14 protein-coding genes are annotated in these 13,926 nt (G+C 68.2%); 11 read left to right on the forward strand and 3 right to left on the reverse strand.

Annotation, left to right across the window (positions count from 1 at the left end; translation table 11 throughout):
* Window position 1: 1 nt before the first annotated feature.
* On the forward strand, window positions 2-3,184 hold the full coding sequence (locus tag ABE473_RS03710) for a CusA/CzcA family heavy metal efflux RND transporter (protein ID WP_346488549.1): 3,183 nt from the start codon (window positions 2-4) through the stop codon (window positions 3,182-3,184).
* An 84-nt stretch (window positions 3,185-3,268) separates the two neighbouring features.
* On the opposite strand, the gene ABE473_RS03715 is transcribed toward ABE473_RS03710, so the two are convergent.
* Complete coding sequence (locus ABE473_RS03715) at window positions 3,269-4,483, reverse strand: glycosyltransferase (RefSeq protein ID WP_346488550.1); 1,215 nt, start codon at window positions 4,481-4,483, stop codon at window positions 3,269-3,271.
* Window positions 4,484-4,800: 317 nt separating this feature from the next.
* Here ABE473_RS03715 and rpmB point away from each other — a divergent pair, with 317 nt between their 5' ends.
* The 10 genes from rpmB to ABE473_RS03765 all read left to right on the forward strand — a co-directional run bounded on the left by rpmB (window position 4,801) and on the right by ABE473_RS03765 (window position 13,105).
* On the forward strand, window positions 4,801-5,037 hold the full coding sequence (gene rpmB / locus ABE473_RS03720; RefSeq protein ID WP_019185625.1) for a 50S ribosomal protein L28: 237 nt from the start codon (window positions 4,801-4,803) through the stop codon (window positions 5,035-5,037).
* A 10-nt stretch (window positions 5,038-5,047) separates the two neighbouring features.
* On the forward strand, window positions 5,048-5,215 hold the full coding sequence (rpmG, locus tag ABE473_RS03725) for a 50S ribosomal protein L33 (RefSeq protein ID WP_172407465.1): 168 nt from the start codon (window positions 5,048-5,050) through the stop codon (window positions 5,213-5,215).
* 154 nt (window positions 5,216-5,369) lie between these two features.
* Window positions 5,370-6,788: a cardiolipin synthase gene (gene cls, locus ABE473_RS03730; protein ID WP_346488673.1), complete on the forward strand. Its 1,419-nt coding sequence runs from the start codon at window positions 5,370-5,372 to the stop codon at window positions 6,786-6,788.
* A 36-nt stretch (window positions 6,789-6,824) separates the two neighbouring features.
* Window positions 6,825-8,216 carry an FAD/NAD(P)-binding protein gene (locus ABE473_RS03735; protein WP_346488674.1) on the forward strand — a complete coding sequence of 464 codons (1,392 nt, stop codon included), beginning with the start codon at window positions 6,825-6,827 and terminating at the stop codon, window positions 8,214-8,216.
* Between the two features lie 63 nt (window positions 8,217-8,279).
* Window positions 8,280-10,469, forward strand: a complete 2,190-nt coding sequence (uvrD, locus tag ABE473_RS03740) for a DNA helicase II (RefSeq protein WP_346488551.1) — start codon at window positions 8,280-8,282, stop codon at window positions 10,467-10,469.
* A 15-nt stretch (window positions 10,470-10,484) separates the two neighbouring features.
* Window positions 10,485-10,811 carry a low molecular weight protein tyrosine phosphatase family protein gene (locus tag ABE473_RS03745; protein WP_179459703.1) on the forward strand — a complete coding sequence of 109 codons (327 nt, stop codon included), beginning with the start codon at window positions 10,485-10,487 and terminating at the stop codon, window positions 10,809-10,811.
* Window positions 10,812-10,952: 141 nt separating this feature from the next.
* Entirely contained in the window at window positions 10,953-11,507 is a 555-nt protein-coding gene (locus ABE473_RS03750; RefSeq protein ID WP_179459704.1) for a hypothetical protein, read from the forward strand.
* 199 nt (window positions 11,508-11,706) lie between these two features.
* Window positions 11,707-11,964 (forward strand): hypothetical protein, encoded by a 258-nt coding sequence (locus ABE473_RS03755; protein WP_346488552.1) that lies wholly within the window; start codon window positions 11,707-11,709, stop codon window positions 11,962-11,964.
* Between the two features lie 49 nt (window positions 11,965-12,013).
* Window positions 12,014-12,583: a sugar O-acetyltransferase gene (locus ABE473_RS03760; RefSeq protein ID WP_176987807.1), complete on the forward strand. Its 570-nt coding sequence runs from the start codon at window positions 12,014-12,016 to the stop codon at window positions 12,581-12,583.
* Between the two features lie 75 nt (window positions 12,584-12,658).
* Entirely contained in the window at window positions 12,659-13,105 is a 447-nt protein-coding gene (locus tag ABE473_RS03765; protein WP_121040915.1) for a universal stress protein, read from the forward strand.
* A 130-nt stretch (window positions 13,106-13,235) separates the two neighbouring features.
* Here the strand turns inward: ABE473_RS03765 and ABE473_RS03770 are convergent, their stop codons facing one another.
* Together ABE473_RS03770 and ABE473_RS03775 are read right to left on the reverse strand one after the other, a co-directional pair.
* Complete coding sequence (locus ABE473_RS03770; RefSeq protein WP_179459707.1) at window positions 13,236-13,475, reverse strand: hypothetical protein; 240 nt, start codon at window positions 13,473-13,475, stop codon at window positions 13,236-13,238.
* A gap of 82 nt (window positions 13,476-13,557) precedes the next feature.
* A complete protein-coding gene (locus ABE473_RS03775; RefSeq protein WP_176987810.1) occupies window positions 13,558-13,839 on the reverse strand; it encodes a DUF2782 domain-containing protein in 282 nt (93 codons plus the stop codon).
* Between the last annotated feature and the right edge of the window lie 87 nt (window positions 13,840-13,926).

The raw sequence follows: 13,926 nt of genomic DNA on the forward strand, positions 1-13,926 counted from the left end.
CATGCTTGAGCGCATCATCCGCGCCGCCATCGCCCATCGCTGGTTGATGATGGCCCTGACGGTGGTGCTGATCGTCATCGGCAGCTGGAGCTTCACCCGGCTGCCGATCGACGCCACCCCGGACATCACCAACGTCCAGGTGCAGATCAACACCGCCGCCCCCGGCTATTCGCCGCTGGAGACCGAGCAACGCATCACCTACCCGGTGGAAACGGTGATGGCCGGCCTGCCGGCCATGGAGCAGGCGCGTTCGCTGTCGCGCTACGGGCTCTCGCAGGTGACCGTGGTGTTCAAGGACGGCACCGACATCTACTTCGCGCGCCAACAGGTCGCCGAACGCCTGCAGCAGGTCAAGTCGCAGATTCCGGACGGCCTCGATCCACAGCTGGGACCGATCTCCACCGGCCTCGGCGAAATCTTCATGTACACCATCGATGCCGATCCCAAGGCACGCAAGGCCGACGGCACGGCGTACACCGCCACCGATCTGCGCACCCTGCAGGACTGGGTGATCCGGCCGCAGCTGCGCAACGTGCCCGGCGTGACCGAGGTCAACACCATCGGTGGCTTCCAGCGGCAGGTGCACATCACCCCCGACCCGGCCCGGCTGCGCGCGCTGGGCTTCACGCTGGAAGATGTCGCGCAGGCGGTGGAGACCAACAACCAGAACGTCGGCGCCGGTTACATCGAACGCAACGGCCAGCAGTTCCTGGTGCGCATTCCCGGCCAGGTCGCCAACCTGGAGGAGATCGGCAACATCGTGCTGGCCCGCCGCGAAGGCGTGCCGATCCACGTGCACGACGTCGCCCAGGTGCAGGACGGACCGGAGCTGCGCAGCGGCGCGGCCACCCAGAACGGCCATGAAGTAGTGATGGGTACCGTGGTGATGCTGATCGGGGCCAACAGCCGCGACGTCGCCCAGGCCGCGGCGGCGCGCCTGCAGCAGGCGCAGGCCAGCCTGCCCGAGGGCGTCACCGTCACCGCCAGCTACGACCGCACCGCGCTGGTGGACCGCACCATCGAGACGGTCGCAAAGAACCTGATCGAAGGCGCCTTGCTGGTGATCGTGGTGCTGTTCCTGCTGCTCGGCAATTTCCGTGCGGCGCTGATCACCGCGGCGGTGATTCCGCTGGCGATGCTGTTCACGCTGACCGGCATGGCCCGCGGTGGTGTGTCGGCCAACCTGATGAGCCTGGGCGCGCTGGACTTCGGCCTGATCGTCGACGGGGCGGTGATCATCATCGAGAACTGCCTGCGCCGCTTCGGCGAACGCCAGCATGTGCTCGGCCGCGACATGACCCGCGAAGAACGCTTCGCCGAAACCGCCAGCGCGACGGCCGAGGTGATCCGCCCCAGCCTGTTCGGGCTGGGCATCATCACCGCGGTGTACCTGCCGATCTTCGCGCTTACCGGGGTGGAAGGAAAAATGTTCCACCCGATGGCGATCACCGTGGTGCTGGCCCTGACCGGTGCGATGGTGCTGGCGCTGACCTTCGTTCCCGCCGCGATCGCACTGTTCCTCGGGGGACGTGTGCAGGAAAAGGAGAACCGCCTGATGGCGTGGGTGCGCCGGCGCTACGAGCCGATGCTCGCTTTCGCCCTGCGTCGCGGCCGCTGGATGGTCGGCGGTGCGCTGGTGCTGGTGATCGGCTGCGGTCTGCTGGCCACGCGGCTGGGCAGCGAGTTCGTGCCGAACCTGGACGAAGGCGATGTCGCCATGCACGCGATGCGCATCCCCGGGACCAGCCTGACCCAGTCGATCGAGATGCAGAAGCAGATCGAGAACCGGCTGGTGCAGTTCGCCGAGGTGGACAAGGTGTTCTCCAAGATCGGTACGCCGGAGGTCGCCTCCGATCCGATGCCGCCCTCGGTCGCCGATACCTTCATCATGATGAAACCGCGCAAGGCCTGGCCGGATCCCCGCAAATCACGTGCGGCCCTTCTCGGCGAGCTGGAAGAAGCGGTCGAGCAGCTGCCCGGCAACAACTACGAGTTCACCCAGCCGATCCAGATGCGCACCAACGAGCTGATCTCCGGCGTGCGTGCCGACGTGGCGGTGATGTTGTTCGGCGATGACCTGGACACGCTGCTGTCGGTCGGCAAGCGCATCGCGGCGGTGGCCGGCACCGTGCCGGGCGCGGCCGACGTGCGGGTGGAGGAAACCAGCGGACTGCCGCTGCTGACCGTCACCCCGAATCGCACCGCGTTGGCCGGCTATGGGTTGAATCCAGGGCAGGTGCAGTCGACCGTGGCCACGGCCGTGGGCGGGCAGGTGGCAGGGCAGTTGTTCGAAGGCGACCGCCGCTTCGACATCGTGGTGCGTCTGCCGGAAGCACTGCGCCAGGACCCGGCCGCGCTGGCGGACCTGCCGGTGTCGCTGGAACCGGCGCTTGCGGATGCGGCCGATGAATCCAGCAGAGCGGGCAGCTGGACCAGCGGCAGTGCACGCACGGTGCCGCTGCGTGAGCTGGCGACCTTGAGCAACAGCGAAGGGCCGAACCAGATCAACCGCGAGAACGGCAAGCGCCGGATCGTGGTCACTGCCAACGTGCGCGATCGCGATCTCGGCGGATTCGTCGGTGACCTGCAGCAGGCGATCGGGCGCGATGTGCAGGTGCCCAATGGCTACTGGATCGAGTACGGCGGCAGCTTCGAGCAGCTGATCTCGGCCAGCCAGCGCCTGTCGGTCGTGGTGCCGGTGACATTGGCGATCATCTTCGCGCTGCTGTTCTGGGCGTTCGGCTCGGTCAAGGATGCGGCCATCGTGTTCAGCGGGGTGCCGCTGGCGCTCACCGGCGGTGTGCTCGCACTGGCGCTGCGCGGCATTCCGCTGTCGATCTCGGCCGGCGTCGGCTTCATCGCGCTGTCCGGCGTGGCCGTTCTGAACGGGCTGGTGATGATCAGTTTCGTCCGCAGCCTGCGCGAGCAAGGCATGCCGCTGCCGGAGGCGGTACGCGACGGTGCGCTGGGCCGCCTGCGCCCGGTGCTGATGACCGCGCTGGTGGCCTCGCTCGGCTTCGTGCCGATGGCCTTCAACGTGGGCGCCGGCTCGGAAGTGCAGCGCCCGCTGGCGACCGTGGTGATCGGTGGCATCGTCTCGTCCACGCTGCTGACCCTGCTGGTGCTGCCGGTGCTGTACCGGTGGCTGCATCGGAAGGACGACGCGGCACGGGCTGCTGGGTAATCCTTGATCGTCGGGTAGCACCCGACCGTTGGTCGGGTGATTCTTCAGGCGGCGCAAGAAAATCCGTGTGCGCCGTGGCCGCTGCTATCGAGGTGACAGCCATGCCTCGATGGCAGCGACGCCGGTGCTGACGCCGTTCTCGGCAGCCATCGCATGACCCAGCGCGGCCGCGCGGTCGCGGGTATCGGCACGTTCTGCAAACGCGATAGCCCGCCCCAGTGTCCCGGCGTCCAACCGCTTCGGCGACAGCGCCGCCGGTGCCACGCCCAACCGCTGCAGCCGGTCCGCCCAGAAGAACTGATCCGCGGCGAACGGCATCACCAGCGACGGCACCCCGGCCCGGCAGGCCGAATGCGTGGTGCCGCTGCCACCGTGGTGGATGACCAGCGCGCAGCGCGGGAACAGTGCTTCGTGTGGAGTCGGCCCGAGCACGAACACGTTGGGCGGAAGCGGGGCGCTGGGCAACCCGGCCCAGCCCGGGAACAGCAGTACCCGCCGCGGCGCCAATGCCGCCAGCAGCGCGGGCAGCACCTGGTCGCGATCGAAGCCGGTCATGCTGCCGAACCCCAGGTAGACCGGCGCGGGGCCAGCGTCCAGGAAGGTCTGCAGATCCGGCGGCGGCTGCCAGGCACGTTCGGGCGCGCGCCACTGGCCGCAGATCAGGTGGTTGGCGGGCCAGTCCGGCGGCGGTGGCAGCAGACTCGGCGAGATGCCGTACAGCATCGGCAGATCCCGCCAGGGGGAGGCGCGCCCCGGCATGCCTAGAGCCTCTCGCGCCGCATTGATCGGACGGCGGAAGGTCCGCCACACCGCCTGGTTGACCAAGGTATAGCTGAGGCGATTGAGCGCGCCGGGCAGGCGCAGCCGGGGCAGGAACGGCGAGGGGAAGCCGGCAGTCGGGGTCAGCGGGATCATCCCGGTGCCGATCACCGGCAGCCCATGGTGTTCGGCCACGGTCAGGCCCACGAAGGCGGCCAGCCCGCCGGTCAGCACGGCATCGCACCCGGCGGCCGCCGCGTCGGCCTGGCGCATCCAGCCGGGCACGTGCCGTTGCGCCATCCGCGCCAGGCCCCGCGAGGCGGCGAGCCGGGCGTTGCCGCGCGAGACCAACGCCACCACCTCGTCATGGATGTCGCCCTCCAGCGCGGCATGCGGGACGCCCAGCTGGCGCGCGGTCTCCAGCGTGCCGCGCTCGGCCAGCAGCAGCACCTCATGGCCGGCGCCGATCAGCCCATGGCAGAGCATCACCAGCGGGCGGGTGTCGCCTTCGGTGCCGTAGGTCAGGGCGAGCAGCTTCATGAAAGGCCGTGGGGGAAGGAGAGCAAAGGCGCTGGGGTCATCGTCAGGTCCGGGTTGCAGGCCCGGGCAGCCTAGCGGAGGGGCTGTCACGGGACCGGGATGGCGCGCCTGGGCCAGGCCAGCTTGCCGCAGGACCCCGGAGCGGGCATAATGCGCGGCTCGCTGTGTCCAAAAACCTTTGGATCGGTGGCCGGGAACACGTCATACGGTCCGCCCTCGACAGCGTAACCCTTTGATTCTCATGACGTGTGGCGGGAAACCGCCGAGGCCGCCGTCGCCCGGGCTATGGGCTGACAACTACTTTATCGAGGTGCGCAATGTCCCGCGTATGCCAAGTTTCCGGCAAGCGAGTGCAGACGGGTAACAACGTCTCGCACGCCAACAACAAGACCCGTCGTCGTTTCCTGCCCAACCTGCACGAGCGCCGCTTCTGGGTTGCCAGCGAAAACCGCTGGGTCAAGCTTCGTGTTTCCGCGCATGCCCTGCGCACCATCGACAAGAACGGCATCGACTCCGTTCTGGCTGAGCTGCGTTCGCGCGGCGAAAAGGTCTGAGGAGTAAACGATCATGGCAGGCAAGCGCGATAAGATCCGTCTGATTTCGACGGCCAACACTGGCCACTTCTACACGACGGACAAGAACAAGAAGAACACCCCCGGGAAGATGGAATTCCTGAAGTACGATCCGGTCGTGCGCAAGCACGTCCTGTACAAGGAAGGCAAGATCAAGTAATCCGCAAGGATTCTTGAGCTTCCCGACGAAAAACCCGCCCTCGTGGCGGGTTTTTTGTTGGGCCGGCGATACGTGGAGCCGGCCAGCGGCCGGCACTACCGGTTGCATGCAGCGGCCCATGGCAGAATGCGGTTCCCTCCCGACGGGCGACGCGATGCTGTTCGAGTGGCTGCTGGGTTCGTGGTTGTTGATGCTGGATTGGCTGATCCGGCTGGCCGCGCTGTTGTGGATTCCCAGCCGCACCACGCCCGGTGCCGCACGCAGCTGGTTGCTGCTGGTCGGCTTCGTGCCGCTGCTCGGGCTGCCGCTGTATCTGCTGTTCGGCCATCCGTGGCTGTCGCGCCAGCGCGTGCAGCGCCAGGCCGAAGCGTCCCAGGTGATCCGCGAGGAGCAGGCCCTGCAGCCACCGCTGCGCTGGACGCCCCCGCCGGACACGGCCACCGCCGAGATCGTGCCGCTGATCGAGCGCCAGGGCGACTTCATGCCCATCCATGGCAACGCGGTGGACCTGCTCACCGATTACGACGCCTCGCTGCAGGCACTGATCGAGGACATCGACCAGGCGCGCGAGCGCGTGCACCTGCTGTACTACCTGATGTTCGACGATGCGGTCGGCGAGGCCATCGTGCAGGCGCTGCAGCGGGCCGCGGCGCGTGGGGTGCACTGCCGGTTGCTGCTCGATGCGGTCGGCGCCAAGCGCGGGCTGCGCCACTATCGGCGCCGCCTGCAGGCGCTCGGCGTGGACGTGCGCGCGATGCTGCCCGGCGGCCTGCGCTGGCGCCGCAGCGGCCGCATGGACCTGCGCAACCACCGCAAGATCGCGGTGATCGACAACCGCGTCGGCTATATCGGCTCGCAGAACCTGGCGCGGCCGCAGTTCGTCGCCGGCTACCCCAACAAGGAGCTGGTGGCGCGCGTGCGCGGGCCGGTGGTGGCGCATCTGGAAGCGGTGTTCGCCAGCGACTGGTACATGGAAACCGGGCAGCGCCTGGATGTACTCACCGCGGTGCCGGTGTGCTCGGCCGACGTGCCGACCCAGCTGCTGCCCAGTGGCCCGGCGTATCCCTTCAGCAATGCGCGCGATGCGGTCAACGCGCTGATCCATCTGGCGCGGCGGCGCATCGTGCTGGTCACGCCGTATTTCGTGCCGGACGAAGCGACCCTGAGTGCGCTGCGCATCGCGGCCTTGTCCGGCGTGCAGGTGCAGCTGATCCTCTCGGCCAGCACCAACCAGCGGCTGACCTCGTGGGCACAGGAGGCGTACTACGATGAACTGCTGCGCAGCGGCGTGCGGATCGCGCTGTACGCGCCGCATTTCCTGCATGCCAAGCACCTGACCGTCGATGGGGATATCGCCCTGGTCGGCTCGATCAATCTCGACATCCGCTCGTTCGCGCTCAATGCCGAGATCGGCATGCTCTGCTATGACGCTGGCATGGTGCGCCAGCTGGCGCAGATCGAAGCCGACTATCTCGAACACGCGCACCCGCTGGACCTGGCGACGTGGCGCCAGCGACCGGCATGGAAGCGCAGCCGCGAAGGGATCGCGCGGCTGGCCGATGCGTTGATGTAGTGCGCTGTGACGCACGTGGACGGCCGATCCACGCGCATCGCCTACAATCCGGACATGACTGCGTCCGATACCCACCGCCAGTGTGATCTGGCCATCGTCGGCGGCGGCGCTGCCGGCGTCCTCGTCGCGCTGCAGGCCCTGCGCCATGCAACCCGGCCGTCACGCATCGTGCTGTTCGAGCCGGCCTCGGTCCTGGCCGAAGGCATCGCCTACGCCACGCCGTGGCCGGAGCACCTGCTGAATGTGCCGGCCGGCAAGATGAGCGCGCTGCCGGATCAGCCCGCGGATTTCCTCGATTACCTGCTCGACAGCGATGCGGTTCCCGACGTGCCGCGCACGGTGCTCGCGGACCAGTTCGTGCCGCGCCGCCACTATGCCGCCTACCTGCGCGCCCGGCTGGAGCAGGCGCGCGCGCACAGCGCGGCGGCGCTGGAGGTGGTTGAACAGCCGGTCTTCGCGCTGCAGCCCGATGCACACGGCGTGCAGTTGCGGCTGGATGACGACATGACCTGGAGCGCGCGGCGGGTGGTGCTGGCCTGCGGTAACAGCATGCGCCCGCTGCCGGTTGCCGGTGCCGATGCCCTGCCGCCCGCGCAGGTGGTGGAAGCCTGGGACTACGACGGCGTACGCGTGCTGGCCTGCGATGACGATCTGGCCATCATCGGCTCCGGCCTGAGCATGGCCGACAGCGTGGTCGCGCTGGCCGCCGCCGGGCACCGTGGGCGGATCTTCGTCCTGTCGCGCCACGCGCTGCTGCCGTTGCCACACGCCCACGGCGCGGCGGTCAGCTTCGATCCGCAGCCGCTGTTGGCGATGCCGCTGCGCCAGCGCGTGCGCGAACTGCGCGGGCAGGCCCGCGCGGCCGTCGCCCAGGGCATCCCGTGGCAGAGCGTGATGGACCGCATCCGGCCGATGGGCCAGGCGCTGTGGTTGAGCCTGGGCGAGGGGGACCAGCGCCGCTTCCTGCGCCACGTGGTGCGCTATTGGGACGTGCACCGCCACCGCATCGCCGAATCGGTGCATGCCCAGGTCGCCGAGCTGGAGCGCAGCGGCCAGCTGCAGCGCCACCGCGCCCGGCTGGACACGGTGCTGGTGCAGGAAACCGGGCTGCAGCTGCACGGGCGCAGCCCGGGCAACGGGCTCCCACCGCTGACCGTGGCGGCGGTGATCAACGCCACCGGCGTGGAGACCCGCGCGCTGTCCATGCGCAATCCGCTGATCCGGCAGCTGCTGGCCGACGGCCATGCGCGCCCGGGGCCGCATGGCCTCGGCCTGGATACGACGGTGGAAGAGGGCGGCCTGATCGATGGACATGGCCAGCCGCAGCCGGCGATCCGGGTGGTCGGCAGCCTGCGCATCGGCACCCTGTGGGAGAGCCTGGCGATCCCGGAGCTGCGCGGACAGGCCGAGCGGGCCGCGCGCGGCTGAACCCGTTCGATCCGGGCGCCGGGTAACGGCCCGGAGCGACCCGCCCGAGGGTAAAATGGGGACATGGATGTTTCCCACTTGCTCGACGGGTTGAACCCCGCCCAGCGCGAAGCTGTGTCCGCCCCGCCCGGTCACCATCTGGTGCTTGCCGGTGCCGGTTCCGGCAAGACCCGCGTGCTTATCCACCGCATCGCCTGGCTCAATGAAGTCTGCGGCGTGCCGACCCATGGCATTTTTGCGGTGACCTTCACCAACAAGGCCGCCGGCGAGATGCGTCACCGCATCGACCTGCAGCTGCCGCAGGGCAGCCGTGGCGCCTGGATCGGCACCTTCCACGGCCTGGCCCACCGCCTGCTGCGCCTGCACTACCAGGACGCCAAGCTGCCCGACAGCTTCCAGGTGCTGGATTCGGACGACCAGCTGCGGCTGGTCAAGCGCGTGGTCCAGCAGTTGGAGATCGACGACGGCAAGTTCCCGCCGAAGCAGATCGCCTGGTGGATCAACGAGCAGAAGGACGAGGGCCGTCGCCCGCAGCATATCCAGCCCGAGCCGCATGACGCGTGGCTGGAAACCATGCGCCAGGCGTATATCGCCTATCAGGAGCGCTGTGATCGCGCCGGCCTGGTCGATTTCGCCGAGCTGCTGCTGCGCGCGCATGAACTGCTGCGCGACAACCCGGCGCTGCTGGCCCACTACCGCTCGCGCTTCCGCGAAATCCTGGTGGACGAGTTCCAGGACACCAACGCCATCCAGTACGCCTTCGTGCGCGTGCTGGCCGGCGATACCGGCCACGTGTTCGTGGTCGGCGATGACGACCAGGCCATCTATGGCTGGCGCGGCGCCAAGGTCGAGAACGTCCAGCGCTTCCTCAAGGATTTCCCGGGCGCGCAGACCGTGCGACTGGAGCAGAACTACCGCTCCACCGCCAACATCCTCGGCGCGGCCAACGCGGTGATCGCGCACAACCCGGACCGTATCGGCAAGGAGTTGTGGACCGACAGCGGCGACGGTGACCCGATCGATCTGTACGCGGCCTACAACGAGATGGACGAGGCGCGTTACGTGGTCGAGCGCGCGCGCCAGTGGGTGCGCGATGGCGGCAGCTACGGCGACGTCGCCGTGCTCTACCGCAGCAACGCGCAGTCGCGTGCCTTCGAAGAAGCGCTGCTCTCCGAGCAGGTGCCGTACCGCGTGTACGGTGGCATGCGCTTCTTCGAGCGCGCCGAAATCAAGGATGCGCTGGCGTACCTGCGGTTGATGACCAACCGCAACGATGACGCCGCCTTCGAGCGCGCGGTCAACACGCCGACGCGTGGCATCGGCGACCGCACCCTGGATGAAGTGCGCCGCTTGGCGCGTTCCCACGCGATCTCGCTGTGGGAGGCCACCATGCTGACCACCCAGGGCAATGCGCTCGCCGCGCGCGCACGCAACGCATTGGCCGGCTTCCTGGTGCTGGTCAACCAGCTCCAGGCCGAAGCCGACGAGATGACGCTGGCCGAACGCATCGACCACGTGCTGGTGCGCTCGGGCCTGCGCGAGCACTGGTCCAAGGAAAGCCGCAACGCGCTGGATTCGGAATCGCGCGCGGACAACCTGGACGAACTGGTCTCGGTGGCTTCTCGCTTCGTCCGTCGCGAAGACGATGTCGAAGAAACCCAGGACATGAGCGAGCTGGTCGCGTTCCTCGCCTACGCCTCGCTGGAGGCCGGCGAAGGCCAGGCCCAGGCCGGCGAAGAAGGCGTACAGCTGATGACGCTGCACGCCGCCAAGGGCCTGGAGTTCCCGCTGGTGTTCCTGGCCGGCATGGAAGACGGCCTGTTCCCGAGTGCACGTTCGCTGGAAGAAAGTGGCCGACTGGAAGAAGAGCGTCGCCTGGCCTACGTGGGCATCACCCGCGCGCGCCAGAAGCTGGTGCTCTGCTATGCCGAATCGCGCCGCATCCACGGCCAGGACAACTACAACGTGCCCTCGCGCTTCCTGCGCGAAATCCCGCGTGAGCTGGTGAACGAAGTGCGCCCGAAGGTGCAGGTCTCGCGCGGTACCTCGCTCGGCGCCAACCGGGTGATGGGCCATACGGCGCTGGAAGCACCGCCGCTCAAGCTGGGCGCGATGGTCAACCATCCCAAGTTCGGCGAAGGCATGGTCACCGACTACGAAGGCAGCGGCCAGCACGCCCGCGTGCAGGTCGAATTCATCGAGGCCGGCAGCAAGTGGCTGGTGATGGCGTACGCCAATTTGACGGTGCTCTGAGCAGGTGTGTCACGGATGACGCGCCACGTGCTCTTCATCTGCAGCCAGAACCGCCTGCGCAGCCCGACCGCTGAGCAGGTGTTTGCCGATTGGCCGGGCATCGAGACCGCTTCCGCGGGTCTCAAGCCTGATGCCGACGTACCTGTCAGTCCAGAACTGCTGCAGTGGGCCGATCTGATCGTCGTGATGGAGCGCGCTCACCGCAGCCGGTTGGCCAGCCGTTTCCAGCGCTGGCTCGGAGGCAAGCGCATCGTGTGCCTGGATATTCCGGACGATTACGCGTTCATGGCACCTGCGCTGATTGCGTTGCTGCAGGCCAAGGTGCCACCGCTGCTGCGGTGAGCCGAGGCAGGCGCCCGGCGGATGCGCCGGTGTCTGCGGCAGTGCCGGTCGCTGGCCGGCTACGCTTTACCGTGGCGGTGTCGGGAGCCAGCCAGCGGCCGGCACTACAATGGCGTCACCCTCTTCGAACAGGCCCCCGCCATGACCGATGCGCCGCTGCACCTCACCGTCAAATTGAACGCCAGGCTCCAGCCCGAGCATCGCCATGAGCTGTTCGAAGACCCGCTGGATGCGCTGCTGGGCAGTGCCGAGCTGGGCGAGATCACCGGCGGTGGCACCGCGCTCAGCGAAGAAGGCGAAGTGGATTACGGCGATATCGAGATCGCGTTGAACGATCCGGCCTCGCTGCCCGGCGTGATCGAGCTGCTGGAGCAGCTGGGTGCGCCGAAGGGTTCGCTGATCCAGCGCGAAGGCGCTCCCGATCAGCCGTTCGGTGTGACCGAAGGCCTGGCCTTGTATCTCAACGGCACCGATCTGCCGGACGAGGTCTACGAGCAGTGCGATTCGAACCATGTGTTCGAGCAGATCGTCGAGCGCATCGACGGCCACGGCGAGATCTGCAGCTGGTGGCAGGGCCCGACCGAAACCGCGCTGTATCTGTATGGCGCCTCGTTCGACACGATGCACGCGCGCATCGCCGATCTGCTGGCGAGCTACCCGCTGTGCCAGGGCGCACGCGTGGTGCGTACCGCCTGATCAGCCGTCCGGCGCGTGGCCTGCCGCTGCGGCACGGGCAGCGCATGCCTGCGCTATCCGCATTGCGGTGAGCCAGGACGCCTCGCTTCATCCCCGATCGCCCCCGACTCATCCCGGATTTCACGCAGTTCGTCGCGTGCCGCTTGTCGCTCCCCGGGCCGGCGCCCAGAGTCTGCCCCTGTCCGCTGGGAGCGCACTCGTGAACAAGGGAATTCCGTATCTGCTTGCTGCACTGGTCCTGCTGACATGGTCGGCAGGCTGGGCCGAGCCGGTGCTGGCCCTGTTCCAGCACGCACAGACCTGCCTGGCCGGCGGTGGCGACTTCGATCTGCTGCGCCTGCGCTGCCAGCCGCCGCCCAGCGTGGTGTACATCGGCCGGGCGACGCTGTGGTTCTGGCTGAGTGGCATCGTCTTCGCGGTGGTCGCATTGCTGGGCACGCGCTACAAGGCGCGCTGACAGGCGGACGGCCAACCGGCATCATCAGCCTCTGTCCGAAGGAGGCCATATGGGTCCGAGCGAAAAGGAAAAGATGCTGTCCGGGAAGCCGTATCGCCCGGGCGACCCGGAGCTGCAGGCCGACATGGCCGCGGCCAAGGTCTGGATGGTCCGCTACAACGCCGCACTGGCCGAGAGCCCGGCCGCGCGCCGCGCGCTGCTGCGCGAGCAGCTCGGCGCGGTCGGCGAAGGCGCGGTGATCCGGCCGCCGTTCCATTGCGACTACGGCTACAACATCCGCCTGGGCCAGGGCGTGTTCCTCAACTACAACTGCGTGATCCTGGACGTGGCCGAGGTCAGCATCGGCGATGGCACCCAGATCGGTCCCGCGGTGCAGCTCTACGCGGCCGACCACCCGCGCGATCCGCAGGCGCGTGCCGAGGGCCTGGAGTCGGCCAGGCCGGTGCGGATCGGCCGCAACGTCTGGATCGGCGGCGGGGCGATCGTATTGCCCGGCGTCAGCATCGGCGACGATGCGGTGGTGGGCGCGGGCAGCGTGGTCACCCGCGATGTAGCGGCCGGCGCGACCGTGGTCGGCAACCCCGCGCGGGAGGTGCCGGCACGGCCGCACGGCGATTGATCCAGCTCAAGGCGTCGCGTCCACATCGGGTGTGCAATGGTGGTGTCCCCATTGCCGATCCCAAGGAGCTCTGCCATGTACAAGCGCATCCTGATTGCCACCGATGGTTCGGAGCTGGCCGAGAAAGGCCTGGCCAAGGGCCTGGAGCTGGCCAAGGACCTCGATGCGGAGGTCGATATCGTGACTGTCTCCGAACCGTGGGCGGTCGGCATGTACGACGCCATGGGCTGGAGCGTGGGCTACATGAACACGCCCGAGTACAAGGCCGACCGCGAAGAGACCGCGCAGAAAGTTCTGCAGCCGGCCAAGGCCGCCGCCGAAGCGCAGGGCCTGCGTACCGCCACCGTGCACGTGCTGGACCGCTATGCCGCCGACGGCATCATCGATACCGCCACCGAGCGCGGCAGCGACCTGATCGTGATGACCTCGCATGGCCGCCGCGGCGTCACCCGGGTACTGCTCGGCAGCCAGACCGCCGAGGTGCTGGCCCGCAGCACGGTGCCGGTGCTGGTCATCCGGTAACGGGAAACCGGTATCCGGTACCGCACCCCCCGGTTGTCCGGCCCGCGGGCGGGCTCCTGGGGTAGTCCGAGGCCCGCCCAGCCGGCCAGCGGCCGGCACTACGCATCCGTTGCGCAGCGTGCGCGTCCGATCAGTCTCGCAGCTTCAACGTCTGCGATTCATCCAGCGTGCCATCCGGCTGCAAGACCACGTAACGCTCGCCGCTGCGGTCGAACAGCACCGGGATCGGGTCACGGAACAGGGGGCGGCGCACGAAGCGCAGCTGCCAGCCGAAATGTTCGAGTGTCTCCACCGCCTGGCGCTGCTCTGCGGTCAGGCCGGCGCGCAGTTCAGCCGGATTCGGAGCGTTGCGGCGTTCGGATGTGGTCATCGAGCGTAGACGTGCAGGGACGGGCTTGCTGCCCCGGCCACCGCGTGCGGACACGGGGCGGCGGGGCGGACACCAGCGGAGCTCACCAGCTGTAGAGCTTCCAGTAGACCGGCGAGACGCCGTCCTTGTCGCTGTCCATGCGGCCATCGCCATTCTGGTCGTACATGTAGAACGGCGCGCCGCGCGACGGAGTCACCTTGACCATCCGCAGCTGGCCACCCACCCGGTATTCCTCGATGGTGTCGCCATTGTCCTGGACGGTCTTGAGCACGTCGGCACCCGAGACATCGACCGGGGGCCTGCCGCCACCACCGGTGGCACAGCCGGCCAGCGCGAGCAGGCCTGCGAGCAACAGAATCTTCATGGGCCGGGAGTCCTTGGGCGAAGAAGGCCTGATTATGCCCGATGGATCGTGAGCCCGGTGCCGACGACGGTCAGGGCCGGGCGCGTA

Source organism: Stenotrophomonas sp. TWI700 (assembly GCF_039673645.1).
Lineage (GTDB): Bacteria > Pseudomonadota > Gammaproteobacteria > Xanthomonadales > Xanthomonadaceae > Stenotrophomonas > Stenotrophomonas maltophilia_AA.